Consider the following 15,586-nt stretch of genomic DNA (forward strand, 5'->3'; position numbering starts at 1 on the left):
GCGGCCGACGCCCTGCTCGGCGAAGACGGCCTTATCCGACTTATCGGGCAGCCCGACAGCACTGATCGGCAGCGGCAATTCGCCGGTCAGTCGGCGCATATCGGTATCGGAGTGCCGACCCGCCGGGAATAGCGAATCCGCACCCGCTGCGGCGGCCAGCCGCAGGCGCGCGATGGCGCGATCGACGCGGTCGCTCGCGTCACCGTCCTCGCGCATGAAAAGGTCGGTGCGGGCATTGATGACCACGTGCACACCGGCGGCATCGGCGAACTGACGCAGGCCGTGCACAAGATCGGCGTGCTCCTGGGCGCCGCGCAACCGGCCGCCCTCGCTGTGCACCGTGTCCTCGATATTGAGGCCGATCGCGCCCGCCTCCAGCAGTCCCTCGATCAGCTGCGCGGGCTCGAGGCCGTAACCGGACTCGATATCGACCGAGACCGGAACATCGACCGCGCCGGTGATCTGCCGGACGCGGGTCAACAGCTCCGCGAATGTCATCCCCTCCTTATCGCTGCGCCCGACCGAATCGGCGACCGGATGACTACCGAGGGTGAGCGCCGAAAATCCCGCCGCGACAGCGACATTCGCCGACCACGCATCCCACACTGTCGGAAAGACACCGGGATCGCCCGGGACATGCAATTCGAGAAACGCCTTCGCCTTGCTTTCCAAAGAGGTCATGACACCGATCATCGTCGCGTCCGTGATCGATAGCACTATGACACTCCACATCCGGCCGCCCGGGAGTGGCGGCGATGGCGAGTCGCGCTATGAACTATCGCCACCGTTGCGCCGCGCGGTCAGTACCGCGTCGTACAGTTCGCGGCGGGAAACGCCGGTCGCGGCGGCCACCTGGGCGCAGGCGTCCTTGAGGCGAATACCTTCGGCGGTCAACGATTCGACCTCGTCGACCAGATCGGCGGGATCTGCCGCGATCGGCTGTGCGCCTTCGAGGACGACGGTGATTTCACCGCGCGCCCCATCGACCGCCCAGGCGGCTAGTTCACCGAGATTGCCGCGGACGACCTCCTCGTAGGTCTTGGTCAGTTCCCGGCAGACCGCGGCCCGCCGGTCGGGACCGAGCACCTCGACCGCGTCGGCCAGACAGTCGGCGAGCCGGTGCGGCGCCTCGAAGAATACGCAGGCGCGCGGCTCGGTAAGCAAGGTGCGCAACCACTCTCGACGCTGGCCGGATTTGCGCGGCGCGAATCCGTCGAAGCAGAAGCGTTCCACCGGGAGCGCGGACAGTGCCAGGGCGGTGGTCACCGCCGACGGTCCCGGCAGGCAGGTGACCGGCAGCTGACGCTCGACACAGGCCACCACCATGCGATAGCCAGGATCGCTCACCGACGGCATGCCCGCATCGGTCACCAGCAGCACCGTGCTGCCGCCCTCGATCTCATCGAGCAGCGCCGGAATCTTGGCGGACTCCACATGGTCGTCGAACCGCAGGACCCGCCCGGTGATCTCCACCTGCAGGGCCTTGGCGAGCGAGCGGGTGCGCCGGGTGTCCTCGGCCGCGATGATCTCGGCGGATCCGAGCGCCTCGCGTAGCCGCTGTGAGGCATCGCCGATCTCGCCCATCGGCGTCGCCGCCAGCACCAATCGCCCCACCTGGTCCGCCACCACGCTCCTGTCCCTCGACCGTGTAGTCCCAAGGCAGCGTATCGGCCCAATGCGGCCGACCACGCCGCGGACTACCACCGCCATGCAATCCCCATCTGCGCCGCACCCCGTCGATCTCGGCATTCGAATGGCGGACTCATGGAAAAATCCGTGAATGCAGCTCAGGGTGTGATTCGCGCGGCGGCGCGCTCACCGGTGCGGGTCACGGTGGCGCGCACAGCATACGATCGGGGCGTGACCCAGGTGACCGACAAGCGCGCGACCCTAGTTAAGGCCGTGCCCTCTTGGTCGAGCCCCGCGCCCCTGCGTCCATCGCCCGACTTCGGGCCGCTCGACAAGCTCCAGGGGTGGGTGGTCACCGCGGTACTCACCGCGATCGCGGCGTTGACGCGGTTCATCCTGTTGGACTATCCGACCGACGCCTACACCCCGGTCTTCGACGAGAAGCATTACGCGCCACAGGCCTGGCAGATCCTCACCGGCGGCGGCGTCGAGGACAATCCCGCCTACGGGTTGGTGGTGCATCCCCCGATCGGCAAACAGCTGATCGCGGTGGGCGAGTGGATGTTCGGCTACAACGGCTGGGGCTGGCGATTCAGCGCGGCGCTGGCGGGCACGATCCTGGTGTTGCTGGTCATCCGGATCGTGCGCCGGATGGCGCGGTCCACCCTGGTCGGCGCGATCGCGGGCATTCTGCTGATCGCCGACGGCCTCACCTTCGTCTCCTCGCGCATCGGCATGCTCGACATCTTCATGGGGGTGCTGGTCACTGCCGCATTCGGCTGTCTGATCGTGGACCGCGACGAGGTGCGCGCCCGAATCGCCAACGCGGACTACGAGGGTCGAATCGATGCGAGCGAATGGGGTCCGCGACTAGGAGTGCGCTGGTGGCGCTTCGGCGCCGGTGTGCTGCTCGGACTGTCCTGCGGCACAAAGTGGTCCGGGATGTACTTCATCCTCGCGTTCGGTCTCATGAGCGTCTATTTCGACGTCTCAGCGCGGCGCGCATACGGTGTGCGTCGGCCCTGGGTCGGCACGGCGGTGCGTGATGTCGGGCCCGCGCTGTACTCGTTGGTGCTGATTCCGCTCGGGGTGTACCTGGCCAGCTACTGGGCCTGGTTCGCCAGCGAGGACGGTGTCTTCCGCTATGCGGTCGGCAATCAGGTCGGTCGCGATGGACCGTGGTCGTGGCTGCCGAATGCGCTGCGCTCACTGTGGTACTACAGCGGCGAAACGCTGCGCTTCCACGAAGGTCTGACCAATTCGGCCGGTAACCATCACCCCTGGGAATCCAAGCCGTGGACCTGGCCGATGGGGCTGCGGCCGATGCTCTACTACTACGCGGACACCGGTGTCACCGGGTGCGGTCAGACCCAGTGCGTGAAGGCCGTGATGCTCATCGGCACCCCGGCGATCTGGTGGATCGCATTCCCGGTGCTGGGCTGGATGCTGTGGCGCAGTGTGGTCCGTCGGGATTGGCGCTATGCGGCGGTGCTCACCGGATACGGCGCCGGACTCATTCCCTGGTTCTTCACCCTCGATCGGCAGATGTACTACTTCTACGCCGTGCCGCTGGCCCCGTTCCTGGTGATGGGGATCGCACTGGTGTGCGGCGATATTCTCGGTCCGGCCCGATCGGTGCACATACCGCGAAGTCCGGCGGGCACCTATCTGCCCGCGGTACCCAGTGAACGGCGCAGTCTCGGACTGCTCGCGGTCTGCATCTACCTCGGCCTGGTGATCGCCAATTTCATCTGGCTCTGGCCGATTCTGACCGCGCTGCCGATCACGCCGGGCAACTGGCACGACCACCTGTGGCTGCCCAGCTGGCGCTGAGAACTAACTCTCCAGGGCCGCCCTGACGTACTTCAGGGCCGCCTCGTCGTCGAGACCGAGCCGTCGAATGGTGGCGACGTAATCGGTTGCGGCGCGCCCTGCCAGATCTTTCGTCGGGTCACCCGAAGACGCGATGAAAGATCCTTGCCTGCCCCGGGTTTCGACGACCCCATCGGCCTCGAGTTCCCGATAGGCACGAGCGACCGTATTCGGCGCCAGCCCGAGTTGTGCGGCCAGGGCTCGCACCGTCGGGATCTTCGTTCCCGCCGTCAACTCCCCCGAGCGCACCTGCGCGATGACACCCAGCCGCAACTGCTCGTAGGGTGGAATCGACGAATCGTGGGTCACGGTAATAGTGAACATCGCACGCTCACACGTCATCTCGGGACAGCGGGCAGGACATGCACCGCGGTCCGCCACGGCCGGAACCCAATTCGGAGCCCGGGATGCGCAGCACCTCGATGCCCGCGTCCTCGAGCCGCGCATTGGTCATATCGTTGCGCTCGTAGGCGACGACCACGCCGGGCGCGAGCGCCAGCGTGTTGTTGCCGTCGTCCCACTGCTCGCGTTCGGCGGTGACCACATCGAGCCCGGTATCGATGACCCGCAGCTTGCCGATCCCCATCGCATCCGCGGCCGCCGGCAGGAACGGATCGGGGCCGCGCATGCTGACCCGGGCCTGGTCGTTGCGTCCGCCGTAATCGTCCTCGCGATGAATCGTGAACGCGCACAGCGAATCCCGGACCGCCGGATACATCACGACGGCATCGGTGTCGACCATGGTGCAAACCGTGTCCAGGTGCATGGTCGCGCGACTCTGCGCGATCGGCACGACCAGTACCGTGTGGGCGAGATCGTCGTCGAACAGACTGCGCGCCAACGCTTCCGCGCCCGCGGGCGAGGTGCGCTCGCCGACCCCGACCGCGACCACGCCGGGCGCGAGCAACAGCACATCACCGCCCTCGATCGGCGCGGTATGCGATTCGTAGGCCCGCCGCACGCCGAGGAAGCGCGGATGGAATGCGTAGATGAGATCGGTCAGCGAGGTCTCGCGCATCCGGGCGGGCAGGGCGAGTGAGGTGATCGCCACCCTCGGGCCGACCCAGAAGGACGAATCCCTGGTGAACAGCAGATTCGGCAGCGGATCGATGACGAAATCCGCACCGTGGTGCATGCGCCGCACCAGCGAGGTGTTGTCCCCCTCGAAGGGCAGTTCGTCGAAGGTCATCCCGGCCATCAGGATGTTGGCCAGATCCCTGGCCCGGACGCCGCGCAGGAAGGCCGCGAGCTCGTCGGCCAGCATATGTCCGAGTTTGCGTGCGTCGACCGCGCCGGAGATGCCCTGGATGCGGGCCGCCCCGCTGACCGAGAGCGTTTCGGCGAGCAGATCGGCGAGCAGCAGCACCTCGACGCCGCGTTCGCGCAGCACCCCGGAGAAGATGTCGTGCTCCTGCTGGGCCCGCTCGACCCAGGGAATGCCGTCGAAGAGCAATTGATCGTTATTGCGCGGGGTCAGCCGCCGCAATTCGTCGCCGGGCCGGTGCAGCAGCACCGTGCGCAGGGTTCCGACCTCCGAGCTGACCGCTAGCCGACCGCCCGGATCGCCGACACCCGCCAACTCATCGTCCGCACCGCCATCGTGCCCCGCCCGCACCACGTCTGCTCCCATGATCCGACCGTAGTTCGCCGATGGCGTAAGAGCACGCAATTGGGTGTCTCCGATTCCGACCCCAGCACACCCTAACCTGAAGTATTGTTTAGGTGAATGGAGGAGCGTGATGTCGACAACCGATTGGCGAGCGAAGGAGCTGACCCCCGGGCAGCTGTCCGAGCGTAGCGGAGTAGCGGTCTCCGCGTTGCACTTCTACGAACGCGAGGGTCTCATTTCGAGTCGCCGCACGAGTGGAAACCAACGCAGATACGCGCGCGAAACACTGCGTCGCGTCGCCTTCATCCGCATCTCCCAGCGGGTCGGCATTCCATTGAGCGAAATCCGCGCCGCACTGGACAAACTCCCGGAAGGCCGCACCCCGACCCGGCGCGACTGGGAGACCCTGTCCACCGCGTGGCAGGCCGACCTCGACGACCGGATCACCCAGCTGACTCGCCTGCGCGACAACCTGACCGGCTGCATCGGCTGCGGCTGCCTGTCGCTCGGCAGCTGCCGACTGGTCAACGAACACGACCGCCTCGGCGAACAGGGGCCGGGCGCCCGCGTGCTCGATGTGACGCTCAACTGCCCATCGAAGCCAGCAGCCTGCTGAACCGATCGCTGGTGCGGCGAATCACGAATTCGTAGGGGTAGGCGAATTTGCGGGCCCACCAATAGCCGAAGCGGATATCGAAGGAGGTATAGACGAGGAACCGATTGCGCTCGATACCGCGAAGGATCGCCGCCGCAACATGTTCCGGCGATGCGGCGTGCCTGGTGAACGTGGTGGTGAGTCGCTTTATCCTCGGGTCTTCCCTGTCCACGCCGACCAGCTCGACGCTGTGCACCAGCGGTGTGTTCACCGCGCCGGGCACCACCAGATGCACCGAAATGTCGTGGCGCCGTAAATCGAATCGCAGAACCTCGGAGACACCGCGGATGCCGAATTTGCCCGCGCTGTAGGCGGCATGCCATGGCAGCGCGAGGATTCCGGCCGCCGAGGAGACATTCACCAGTGCCCCACCGCGTTTTGCCCGGACCATCGGCGGTACGAAGTTCTCGATCACATGGATGGGGCCCATCAGGTTGACGTCCACCATCTTGCGCCAGTGGCGGTGCTCGAGGTTCTCGACGGTGCCCCAGATGGAGGTGCCCGCGATATTCATGACGATATCGAGGCTGCCGAAATCGGCGTGCACGTCGGTGGCGAAGGCGGTGACCGCGTCGTAGTCGGTGATATCCAGGGCACGCGCGGCGAGCACGGTGCCGCCCGCCTCCTTGATGGTGCGAACCGTATCCTCGAGACCCTCGGCATTGATATCGGTCAGCACCAGTTCGGCACCTCCGGCCGCGGAGGCCAAGGCGGTCGCCCGGCCTATCCCGCTCGCCGCCCCGGTGACGAGCACCTTCGCATCCCGCACTGTCTTCCTGCGCCCAAAGCCAAGCACACCGGATCCCATCTCGAATTTCCCCAATCGGTTGCACGCAGGGTACGCGGCAACCGTCACGTTCCGACGTTCATACGGCCGAAGCGGGTCGCGGAGTTCGAGCCGGCGCGCGTCGGACCCCGCGGGCTACCGCCGGTGCACCGCGAGCATCCCTGCCACCGCCCGCAGCCAAGTGAACTGCTCAGCCCGGCCGCCGCGCCGCCTTCCGACGCCCCACGGTCGACATCGCGAGCACATCGGTGACGGCCCAGGAGAAAGCGAACGGGCAATCGGCGGGAAGTGCGCCTGAGATCCCCCGGACGAATTACCGCCCGAGCACCGCAAGCATCCCTGCCACCGCCCGCGGCCACGTGAACTGCTCAGCCCGGCTGCGCGCTGCCTTCCGGCGACCGGCGGTCGGCATCGCGAGCACATCGGTGACGGCCTGGGCGAAGGCGGATGGGCGGTCGGCGGCGACCGCGCCGCATTCGGCGGTGACGATATCGGCGAGCGCTGAGGATCGGCTGGCGACGACCGGCGTACCTGCGGCCAATGCCTCCAGTGCGGCGAGTCCGAAGGTTTCGTGCGGTCCCGGTGCCAGCGAAACATCGGCGGTGGCAAGGAGTTTCGCCACCATTGCCCGATCGGTGATGAATCCGGTGAAGTGCACCGCAGGCAGACCGCCGGTCAGCGGCGGCAAAGAACGGGCCCGACGCTCCAGGGCTTCCCGCCGCGGCCCCTCCCCCGCCACGACCAGCCGGGCCTCGATCCCCGCCTTGCGCAGTGCGCCGATGGCTTCGATGCTGCGATCCACCCGCTTCTCCACCGACAATCTGCCGCAGTGCACCAGCAGCGGATGCCCTGGCACGCCTAGATCGGCGCGCAAGCGATAGTCGCGCCGACGCGGGCTGAACAGCTCCAGATCCACTCCGAGCGGCACCAGTTCGACATTGGGCGCGTTGATGCGCAGAAACTCGGCGCGCGCGAATTCCGTTGTGCAAACCACGATGTCGTAGTCATCCGCAGTCCGCCGATTGGCGATATCGGCGCATCGGCGAGCCACCGGGCCGGGCATGACCTGGCCGAGTAGTCGGTCCAGACGCTCGTGCGAGATCATTACGCTCGCCACGTCGCGGGTCCGCGCCCAGCGTCCGAATCCCCGCAGCGTCAGCCGGTCCGAAACCTCGAGCACGTCCGGCCGCAACCCGGCCAGCACATCGGCCACCCGGCGCGGATCCGCCGCCCGATACCCTCCGGTCCACGGAATCGCCAAAGCAGGCAGGGTGATCCGCACCGCACCGGTCGGCAGGATCTCCTCGGCCCGGCGCGGTCCGGGCACGATCAGCACCACCTCGTGCCCGGCGGCCACATACCCCTCGCCCAGGTGGTGCAGAGCGGTGCGCAGCCCACCCGACCGCGGACCGTAGAAGTTCGCCAGCTGCACGATGCGCACATCGCCGATCGTGCAGCGAATCGGGTTCCCCCTGGGACCGATGCGCCCAACACCGCATGAACACCCGTGAAAGACCCTGCTAACGGGTATCGGGTTCGCACCACACTCGCAGCAGCAGGTATGCCGGTCACGCGCGCGTGGTACCCCGGCCCGCCCTGGGTAGATCGAGATCCAGCGGGATGCGCCCGACGGCCAGATGTGCCTCGACCTCATCGGCGGGCATCGGCCGCGCGATCAGAAATCCTTGCGCCCGATAGCAACCCAGCCCGACCAGGGTCCGCGCGGCCACCGGCGTCTCGACGCCTTCGCCGACCACACCGAGCCCGAACGACCCGGCCAACCCGATAATGGATTTCACGATCGCCAGATCATCGGTGCTCGCGCCGAGGCGCTGCACGAAGCCGCGGTCGATCTTCACCGCGTCGACCGGAAGCGCCTTCAGATGCGAGAGCGAGCTGTATCCGGTGCCGAAATCGTCGATGGCGATCTGCACGCCCATTCGCTTGAGTCCGCGCAGCGTGACCTGGGTGCGCGCCAGATCCTGCACGACCACATGTTCGGTGATCTCCAGGCAGACCGAACTGCCGTCGATCCCGAACAGCCGCAGAATATCCTCGATCCGCTCCACGAAATCCAGGCTGACCAGCTGCACCGGCGAAACATTGATCCGCATCACCACATTCGCCGCCAGCCCCCGCCTGCGCCATTCGGCGAATTGCGCACAGGCCGAGCGGATCACCCAGCGCCCGAGCTCACCCGCGAGATTGGTGGCCTCGGCAACCGTGACGAACGCACCGGGCGGGAGCAATCCCCTGGTCGGATGCAACCAGCGCACCAGCGCCTCCAGCGCCACCACCCGGCCGGTGCGCAGATCGACCTCGGGCTGATAGTGCAGCAGCAGCGAGCCGTCGGAGACCGCGCCGCGCAGATTCAGCTCCACATCGTCCTGCAGTTCGAACTGCGCGCGCATGGCGTCGGTGAAGACCGCGACACCGTTGCCGCCGCCCGATTTCGCCGACAGCAGCGCGTGATCGGCCCGGCGCAGCACATCCGCGACCGTGGTCTCCCCCGGAATACCCACCGCGACACCGACGCTGGCGCCGCGGCTGACCGATTCCCCGCCGACGGTCACCCGCCGTCCGATGAGCTGCTGAATCCGCGTCGCCTCCAATTCGGCCGCCACCGCATCCATCGGTTTGGCCGGCACGATGACGAATTCGTCGCCGCCGAGTCGGGCGATCATGTCATTGGGATCGAGATTCTCCCGCAATCGCGAGGAGAGCGTGCGAATGAAGTTGTCCCCCGCGGTATGTCCGAGAAAATCGTTGAGCGCTTTGAGCCGGTCGAGATCGAGGAAGAAGGCGGCAACCGGGCCGGGACTTCCCTGTCTGAGCCGCTCCTCCATATGTTCGAGCAGCGCCCGCCGGTTCGCCAACCCGGTCAGATCGTCGTGCAGGGCGATATAGCGCAATCGTTCCTCGGCCACGACGCGCGCCTGCAACTGGGCGAAGAGTGCGGCGATCGCCTTGAGCACGTTCAGTTCCCGGGTGCTCCAGTCGCGATCGCCCTGTTTGATGAATCCCAGCACGCCGGTCGACTCGCCGCGCGACAACAGCGGCACCGCGGCCATCGCGACCTGCGGAATACCCGACGAACGCCGGATCGTCTCCTGATAATCGGCGGATTGCTGGGACGGCCGCACAATGATCGGCTCGGTCGCGTGTTCCAATTCCCGGAATACCGAGTCGGCGTGCTCGAAATGCACGATCTTCAGCGGGTCCGGATCCGGTATGTCACCACGGTGCGGCCACTCCGCGATGAGTACGGTCGCCCGCTGCTCTCTATCGGTATGGCGTAGGTAGCTGAAATCGACATCGAAATGCTCGACCAACCTGGCCAGCACGCGCTCACTCGCCGCCACCATCGTTGTGGCGTCGACGCCCATCAACTCGGAGGCGACCTGGGTCACCAATGAGTCGAGCGTTCGCCGAGGCACCCTATCTCCGATCGCGCTAGCTGCGGTTGCCCGCGCCCGGCACTGGAAGCCGCCTGCTGCGGACCGTGGCTGCTGCCGCATAGCTCAGGCGAAGCACCAATGCCATGATCTCATGCCCAGGCACTCCCAGCAGGTCCAGGAAACGGCCCTGAAGTGTCGTAAGTGTATCCGCGAAATCCGGTGAAATCCCTTTCAGCTCGTCGGGGTGCCGCGCATAAAGGAACAAAGGCGAGACCGGTTGCACCGCAAGACCGAGCCGTTGCGCCGCGATCCAGACCCGCTGCACGGCCGCGCCGCCGCGGGCGTAGTCGGCAAGTGATACCGACTCTGCTCCGGATCGACGCGGAAAAGTTATCGCGACCAGCGCCGAACTCGACAGCACGCGATCGCGGCTGTACTCGCCGAGTGCGGTCCCACCGGACCATTCGCGCAGCCGATCCATGACATCCGAGCGCTGCCCGATCTGGATTTTGGCCTGCTCGTCGGCGGCCAATTCCATACTCCGAATATCGATCCCGGTGCGCGAATCCTCGCCGGGCCAGCGCAGTTCGCCGAACATCTCCTGATGCAGGCGCGGAGTCAGATAGCGAATGCGATCGGATTCGCCCAGCAGCGCGGCGGCAGCGGCGAGCTCATCGGGTGCGGTGACGGCATGGACCGCCGCATCGGTGGCGGCCGCGTCCAGGGCAGGCAGAACATGATCGGCTAGCGGCGCGCCCGCGCCGAGGTGTCGGTTCGTCTCGCGGGTCAGCGTGGCCGGATAGTCCGCGGCCAGTGCGGCATCGGTGCCGTTGCCGAGATGTAGCACCACGGAAAATGGGGTGGAGTTGTTCTCGATGAACTCGTGCGCGCCGAGTATGCCGTGCGCGGCGGCCGCGGCGCGGGCGTTGTAGAGCGCCGCGCCGATCGATACCGCGCTGGCGCGATAGCCGATATCCAGTGCCGACGAGCGGGTTCGGACGAGATCGATGCGTAGCTCGTCGCCATCGACCCGCAGGTACCACGGTTGGGTATTGCCGCCCGACGGTGCCCGCTGCGCGGATTCGAGGACCTTCTCGACGGCGGACCCGTCCGGATCCGGAACACCGCCTTCGGGCACCGGAAATTCGTCGGACACCTTCTCGCACACCGGCTCCGGTTCGGCCAGCTCGTCGAGACCACGCTCCAGATCGAACCGGGTCCGGCCCGAGGACAGCTTGTGCCCGAGCCCGACCCGGCGCACCGCCGCTGCCACGATGGCCGCGCCCAGCTGTACGTCACCGCCGAGTTGCGGCCAGGTCGTCACGGTTTCGTCGATCTCGACCAGACTCGCCGCCATCCGCGCCGATAGCTCCTTCGGGTCGAGAATCCGCATGACGTGCGGCGCCTTGTCCTTGGTGGACAACCCGCGCAGATCCGCGCCGACCGTCGCGCCGAGCAGACCGTGGAACGTCGGACGGTCCGGTTCCAGGTCATAGCGCTCGACATCGAGCAGGCCGCGATCGCTGGTATCCATCAACAGCGGAAGACGGTGTCGGCGTGCACCTTCCCGGACGGCGAACTTGATATCGAGCGAATCGCATTCCTCGACGACCAGCGACAACCCGTGCAGGAATGCGTCGACGCTGTCCTCGTCCACGCCCGCGGTGGCGACCTCGACCGGCAGATACGGATCGAGTTCGGCGATCCGGCGCGCGGTCACGATGGACTTGTTCACACCGATATCGAAGATCCCGCCGGGCACCCGATTCAGATTCGACAGCTCGATGTCGTCGAAATCGGCCAGGCGCAATAAGCCACAGGTGCCTTCCAGGGCCAATGTGTAAGCGACAGCGTGCCCGACGCTCTGCCCGACCACGCCGATCGCGAGACCGGCGCAACGCTCCTGTTCGGCGCGGGTGAGCTTGTTCTGGTTGCGGTCCAAGCGAATTGCCCGAAATGTCTTTTCGCCGGGCAATCCGACGAGCGTGTGCCGCCACGAGTAATAGACCCACCGGTCCGTTTCTGGCCCACCGAGATCCGCGGGCGGCCGACGCACCTTGGCGAGTTCGGCGCGCAGCACATCACGCAGGTCGAGAATGCGGACCTGCGGCGATTTCCGTAATTGCACGAGGATCCGTGCGTCGTCGGTGGAATTTTCATCGAGAATCAGCGGGCGGTGGTCCGCGGTGAGCTCACCGTTCATGCCTGCGCCAATCCTCCGATCCCTGATCCACCCGAGGGCGCCCGACCATGCGGCGACAGCCAGGCATCGAGTGCCGCACGCTCCAGCGCAGTCAACGAACTCTGCAATTTGGTGGCTAATGACCGATATGTCCGGGCATCCCACCACATCGGAATGGTCCGATAGCGGTCGTCAGGATAAGGCACCGCCAGTATCCGATCGGCGACATACCCACCGCTCGAGCGGTACAGACCGATATTTCGCGTGGCAGTGGTGACGAAACCGAATCTCGCATCGAGCAGTCGAGCGGCATGCACGACACAGCGGGAGACCGCTGCGGCGAGCGCGGCACGATGCTCGGCCGCACGGGATACCCAGACCGCTTTCACCTCGACAACACCTTCTGGTATCCGATCGGCAACCATCGCGCGCAACTCGGCGGCACCGGGTCGACCGGCCCAGGCGCGTAGTGCGTGCACTTCGTCGGCCACACCGTAGGGCCCCTGCGCCCGCAATCCCGCGACGACCGCGCCGGACGGATCCACGGCGGCGAAGAACAGCGACGTCGAACGGCCGTCGACAACGCTGTCGTATTCCAAAGCGTGATCAACACCGTAATGCCGGTAAACCTGCAGCGCACCGCACAGATATCGGCGCCACAGATCGGGATGAGCCTCCGGAGTGGCGACATGAAAGACATATCCGGAATGCATGTCGCGAAACCGCAACACCTCGGCATCGCGTGTGCCCCCCGGGCCGACTGCGATTGTTTCGACAGTCATGGTGTTCCTACTCCGTTTGCTACCGCACATCTGCACGGTCATCGAGCCGGCCTGACCGACTCGCCAGACGACTCGCCGATCGGTTGAGTTTGCCTAGGGCAGTATCCGTCATAGGACAAGAATTAACCAGATATCTGGTTAATCTTCCGAAAACTGATTGTCTGTAGCGAAATTACCGCAGGTCAGACCCCTCGAACATGCCATCGAATAGATCATCGAGACCAGTCGGTACTGACGCAGCTAATACGAGGCAATCTCAGACCAGGATAGAGATGAACAGTTCGACCGACTCCGGCCCACGCCAGATCTCGATTTCCTCCCGGTACGCACGGGTGATCTCGGCGGATGCCGTCGCATCGTCGACCTGGGCCCACACATCCTCGACCGGATCGTGGTAATCCCCGTTCGGCTCGAACCGAGCGTAGACACCCTTGGGCACCTTGACCAGGACGTCACCGACCGGAACCGCGCCCGGATCGGAGTACTCGAAACACACGACGGCGTTGTAGTTTCCGGCCGGATCCGGCACGTACACCGTGTACATCGGCTGGTCCGAGCCCGCGCGGTCACGCAGCCGATCCTTGAGGAATTCGATCAGGTCGCTATTGCTGACCTTGAAGCTCGGACGTACCCGCGGCACCACCAGACCGCCGTAGATGGCCTCGCGGCGCACCACGATCGCGTATGTCATCGCGCCTCGACCGCCAGGTAGAGATCGATCTTGTAGGCGTGCGGATAACACTCGAAATCGCCGGTGTAGGTGCGTTTTATCTGGTTGTGTTCCTCGGCATAGGCGATCTGCGTCCACAGGTCCGTCATCACCTGCGGGAAGTTACCGACCGAGGAGAACCTGGCATAGGTGCCGCGCGGTAGCCGCGCCACCAGGTGGCCGCGGGTGACTTCGCCGAAGGATACGCACTCATAGCCGACGATCTGCGTGTTGTAGGTGCCGAGTTCACCGGAGTAGTCGGTGTAGGCGCTGGCCAGTTGACCGCCGAGTTCCTGATGCAGTACCGCCGCCCACGCGGCCTCGAGATCGTGGTCACGCAGTTCCCCGAGCGCACGTTTCGGGCTGCGCACCGGGAGCCCGGCAACCCACGTTTCGTCTCGCTCGACGATTTCAAACTGCATGGAAAGACTCTTTCGAGGTGAACCCGGGGGCGGTGCCCGCATCCGGTCGGCCAGAAAGGCCATGCTATCAACTCGACCGCGTGGTCCGGCTCACATGTCCGCGTCGTTACGCACACCTCACCGCCGCGCCGAACTGGTCGTGCGACCTGTACGCAAACGAGTGGCTATCGATGCATAGTGGAGATGATCGTTTCGTCTGTCGCTGATCATGTGGCATCCCGACACAACGAACGGAGTTCAGATGACCGCAGGCGCGATCTATGACGAATTGGACAGGCGCGCGGCACAAGTGGCCGATCAGGTCGTCACGTGGCGGCACCATCTGCACCAGCATCCCGAGCTGTCCAACCGGGAGTCGAATACCGCCGCATTCATCGCCGATCATCTGCGCTCGCTGAATCTGGACGAGGTGCGCACCGGCATCGCCGGACACGGCATCGTCGGCGTGCTGCGCGGCGGCATGGGCGGCGACCGGACGATCGCGCTGCGCGCCGATATCGACGCACTGCCGGTACCCGACCTGTGCGGTGTCGATTTCGCATCGAAGATCGTGGACAACGACTATCCCGGCGGACCGTTCCCGGTCTCGCACGCCTGCGGCCACGACTGCCATACCGCGATGCTGATGGGTGCCGCCTCGGTGCTGACCGGCGTGCGCGATCGGCTGCCGGGTACGGTGCTCTTCGTCTTCCAACCCGCCGAGGAGGGGCCGCCGGTCGACGAAAAGGGCGGCGCGAAGCAGATGCTCGACGAAGGCGCACTGGACGATCCGTCACCGACCATGGCGTTCGGCTTCCATGTCACGCCATATCCCAAGGGCTACATCGGATATCGGATCGGCAATCAGTTCGGCGCCTCCTGTCTGGCGAAGATCACCATCACCGGACAGCAGGTACACGGGTCAACACCGTGGATGGGCGTGGACCCGATGCCCGCCGCGGGCGCCGTCATCACCGGCATCGGCCAGCTGTACCGGCAGGTCAGCGCATTCGATCCGTTCACCGTCAGCATCGGCCACGTGGAGGATGTGGGCCGGTTCAATATCATCGGGCAGACCGTGACGCTCTGGGGCACCATCCGCTGCACGGTCGAGACCGATATGGGCGATATCCAGAAGCGCCTGGACACCCTCGCCGCGCATTCGGCGCAGGCATACAACTGTTCGGCGACGGTCGAATACCTGCAGGATGTGCCAGCCGTGCACAACGCCGAGGAGTGGATCAACGCGGCGCTGCCGATATTCCAGCGCGTCGCCGGGGCCGATAAGGTCACCCCGACGATCCCGACGCTTGGCTATGACGATGTCTCCGAATTCGTCAACAAGTACGGTGGCCTGTATGTGACCCTCGGCGTGCAGGATTCGGAAATCGACCCGAAAACCGGTATGCCCGTGCCGATTCCGGGCGGCCGAGGTATGGCGATGAATCACAACCCGCACTTCTATGCCGACGACGGCACGCTGGTCACCGGTGTGCGGCTGCACGCGCACGTCGCCCATGACCACTTGACCGGCCTGCTCGCGCCGAAATGACCTGCGGCAC

General features: G+C 65.8%; 14 protein-coding genes. 3 read left to right on the plus strand and 11 right to left on the minus strand.

What is annotated here, in order from left to right; translation table 11 throughout:
* A partial coding sequence (locus tag ON44_RS28025) for an isocitrate lyase/PEP mutase family protein (RefSeq protein WP_040695521.1) occupies window positions 1-681 on the minus strand: 681 nt, incomplete at its 3' end.
* A gap of 87 nt (window positions 682-768) precedes the next feature.
* On the minus strand, window positions 769-1,626 hold the full coding sequence (gene rsmI / locus ON44_RS28030; RefSeq protein WP_281005301.1) for a 16S rRNA (cytidine(1402)-2'-O)-methyltransferase: 858 nt from the start codon (window positions 1,624-1,626) through the stop codon (window positions 769-771).
* Window positions 1,627-1,860: 234 nt separating this feature from the next.
* Between rsmI and ON44_RS28035 the strand changes: the two genes are divergently transcribed.
* Window positions 1,861-3,462 carry a dolichyl-phosphate-mannose--protein mannosyltransferase gene (locus tag ON44_RS28035; protein ID WP_040695526.1) on the plus strand — a complete coding sequence of 534 codons (1,602 nt, stop codon included), beginning with the start codon at window positions 1,861-1,863 and terminating at the stop codon, window positions 3,460-3,462.
* A 3-nt stretch (window positions 3,463-3,465) separates the two neighbouring features.
* Here the strand turns inward: ON44_RS28035 and ON44_RS28040 are convergent, their stop codons facing one another.
* On the minus strand, window positions 3,466-3,825 hold the full coding sequence (locus ON44_RS28040; protein ID WP_040695379.1) for a GntR family transcriptional regulator: 360 nt from the start codon (window positions 3,823-3,825) through the stop codon (window positions 3,466-3,468).
* Window positions 3,826-3,832: 7 nt separating this feature from the next.
* Complete coding sequence (gene arcA, locus ON44_RS28045) at window positions 3,833-5,131, minus strand: arginine deiminase (RefSeq protein WP_245567362.1); 1,299 nt, start codon at window positions 5,129-5,131, stop codon at window positions 3,833-3,835.
* A 109-nt stretch (window positions 5,132-5,240) separates the two neighbouring features.
* Here arcA and soxR point away from each other — a divergent pair, with 109 nt between their 5' ends.
* The gene (soxR, locus tag ON44_RS28050) at window positions 5,241-5,726 is read left to right on the plus strand and encodes a redox-sensitive transcriptional activator SoxR (RefSeq protein WP_040695381.1); all 486 of its coding nucleotides are present in this window, start codon (window positions 5,241-5,243) and stop codon (window positions 5,724-5,726) included.
* On the opposite strand, the gene ON44_RS28055 is transcribed toward soxR, so the two are convergent.
* The 7 genes from ON44_RS28055 to ON44_RS28085 form a co-directional block, all read right to left on the minus strand.
* The gene (locus tag ON44_RS28055) at window positions 5,695-6,573 is read right to left on the minus strand and encodes an SDR family oxidoreductase (RefSeq protein WP_051182536.1); all 879 of its coding nucleotides are present in this window, start codon (window positions 6,571-6,573) and stop codon (window positions 5,695-5,697) included. The genes soxR and ON44_RS28055 overlap by 32 nt on opposite strands.
* Window positions 6,574-6,865: 292 nt before the next feature.
* Window positions 6,866-7,993 carry a glycosyltransferase gene (locus ON44_RS28060; RefSeq protein WP_040695386.1) on the minus strand — a complete coding sequence of 376 codons (1,128 nt, stop codon included), beginning with the start codon at window positions 7,991-7,993 and terminating at the stop codon, window positions 6,866-6,868.
* A gap of 127 nt (window positions 7,994-8,120) precedes the next feature.
* Window positions 8,121-9,938: a putative bifunctional diguanylate cyclase/phosphodiesterase gene (locus ON44_RS28065; RefSeq protein ID WP_051182549.1), complete on the minus strand. Its 1,818-nt coding sequence runs from the start codon at window positions 9,936-9,938 to the stop codon at window positions 8,121-8,123.
* Window positions 9,939-10,005: 67 nt separating this feature from the next.
* The gene (locus tag ON44_RS28070) at window positions 10,006-12,153 is read right to left on the minus strand and encodes an Rv1355c family protein (RefSeq protein ID WP_040695389.1); all 2,148 of its coding nucleotides are present in this window, start codon (window positions 12,151-12,153) and stop codon (window positions 10,006-10,008) included.
* Window positions 12,150-12,914, minus strand: a complete 765-nt coding sequence (locus ON44_RS28075; RefSeq protein WP_063721647.1) for a hypothetical protein — start codon at window positions 12,912-12,914, stop codon at window positions 12,150-12,152. Before ON44_RS28075 ends, ON44_RS28070 begins: the two co-directional genes overlap by 4 nt.
* 256 nt (window positions 12,915-13,170) lie before the next feature.
* Window positions 13,171-13,605: an effector binding domain-containing protein gene (locus ON44_RS28080; RefSeq protein ID WP_040695391.1), complete on the minus strand. Its 435-nt coding sequence runs from the start codon at window positions 13,603-13,605 to the stop codon at window positions 13,171-13,173.
* Entirely contained in the window at window positions 13,602-14,045 is a 444-nt protein-coding gene (locus tag ON44_RS28085) for a GyrI-like domain-containing protein (protein WP_040695392.1), read from the minus strand. Before ON44_RS28085 ends, ON44_RS28080 begins: the two co-directional genes overlap by 4 nt.
* A gap of 241 nt (window positions 14,046-14,286) precedes the next feature.
* On the opposite strand from ON44_RS28085, the gene ON44_RS28090 reads away from it, so the two are divergent.
* Window positions 14,287-15,576, plus strand: a complete 1,290-nt coding sequence (locus ON44_RS28090) for a M20 metallopeptidase family protein (protein ID WP_040695393.1) — start codon at window positions 14,287-14,289, stop codon at window positions 15,574-15,576.
* Window positions 15,577-15,586: the final 10 nt, after the last annotated feature.

Origin of the sequence: Nocardia vinacea NBRC 16497 (assembly GCF_000308835.1) — a bacterium.
Classification (GTDB): Bacteria; Actinomycetota; Actinomycetes; order Mycobacteriales; family Mycobacteriaceae; genus Nocardia; species Nocardia vinacea.

Bases quoted from the DNA above. Each gene is read 5' to 3' on its own strand.
- ON44_RS28070 (WP_040695389.1), bottom strand. From the start codon at position 12,153: ATGAACGGTGAGCTCACCGCGGACCACCGCCCGCTGATTCTCGATGAA.
- ON44_RS28065 (WP_051182549.1), bottom strand. From the start codon at position 9,938: ATGGGCGTCGACGCCACAACGATGGTGGCGGCGAGTGAGCGCGTGCTG.
- ON44_RS28040 (WP_040695379.1), bottom strand. From the start codon at position 3,825: ATGTTCACTATTACCGTGACCCACGATTCGTCGATTCCACCCTACGAG.
- ON44_RS28055 (WP_051182536.1), bottom strand. From the start codon at position 6,573: ATGGGATCCGGTGTGCTTGGCTTTGGGCGCAGGAAGACAGTGCGGGAT.
- arcA (WP_245567362.1), bottom strand. From the start codon at position 5,131: ATGGGAGCAGACGTGGTGCGGGCGGGGCACGATGGCGGTGCGGACGAT.
- ON44_RS28080 (WP_040695391.1), bottom strand. From the start codon at position 13,605: ATGACATACGCGATCGTGGTGCGCCGCGAGGCCATCTACGGCGGTCTG.
- ON44_RS28085 (WP_040695392.1), bottom strand. From the start codon at position 14,045: ATGCAGTTTGAAATCGTCGAGCGAGACGAAACGTGGGTTGCCGGGCTC.
- ON44_RS28075 (WP_063721647.1), bottom strand. From the start codon at position 12,914: ATGACTGTCGAAACAATCGCAGTCGGCCCGGGGGGCACACGCGATGCC.
- ON44_RS28090 (WP_040695393.1), top strand. From the start codon at position 14,287: ATGACCGCAGGCGCGATCTATGACGAATTGGACAGGCGCGCGGCACAA.
- soxR (WP_040695381.1), top strand. From the start codon at position 5,241: ATGTCGACAACCGATTGGCGAGCGAAGGAGCTGACCCCCGGGCAGCTG.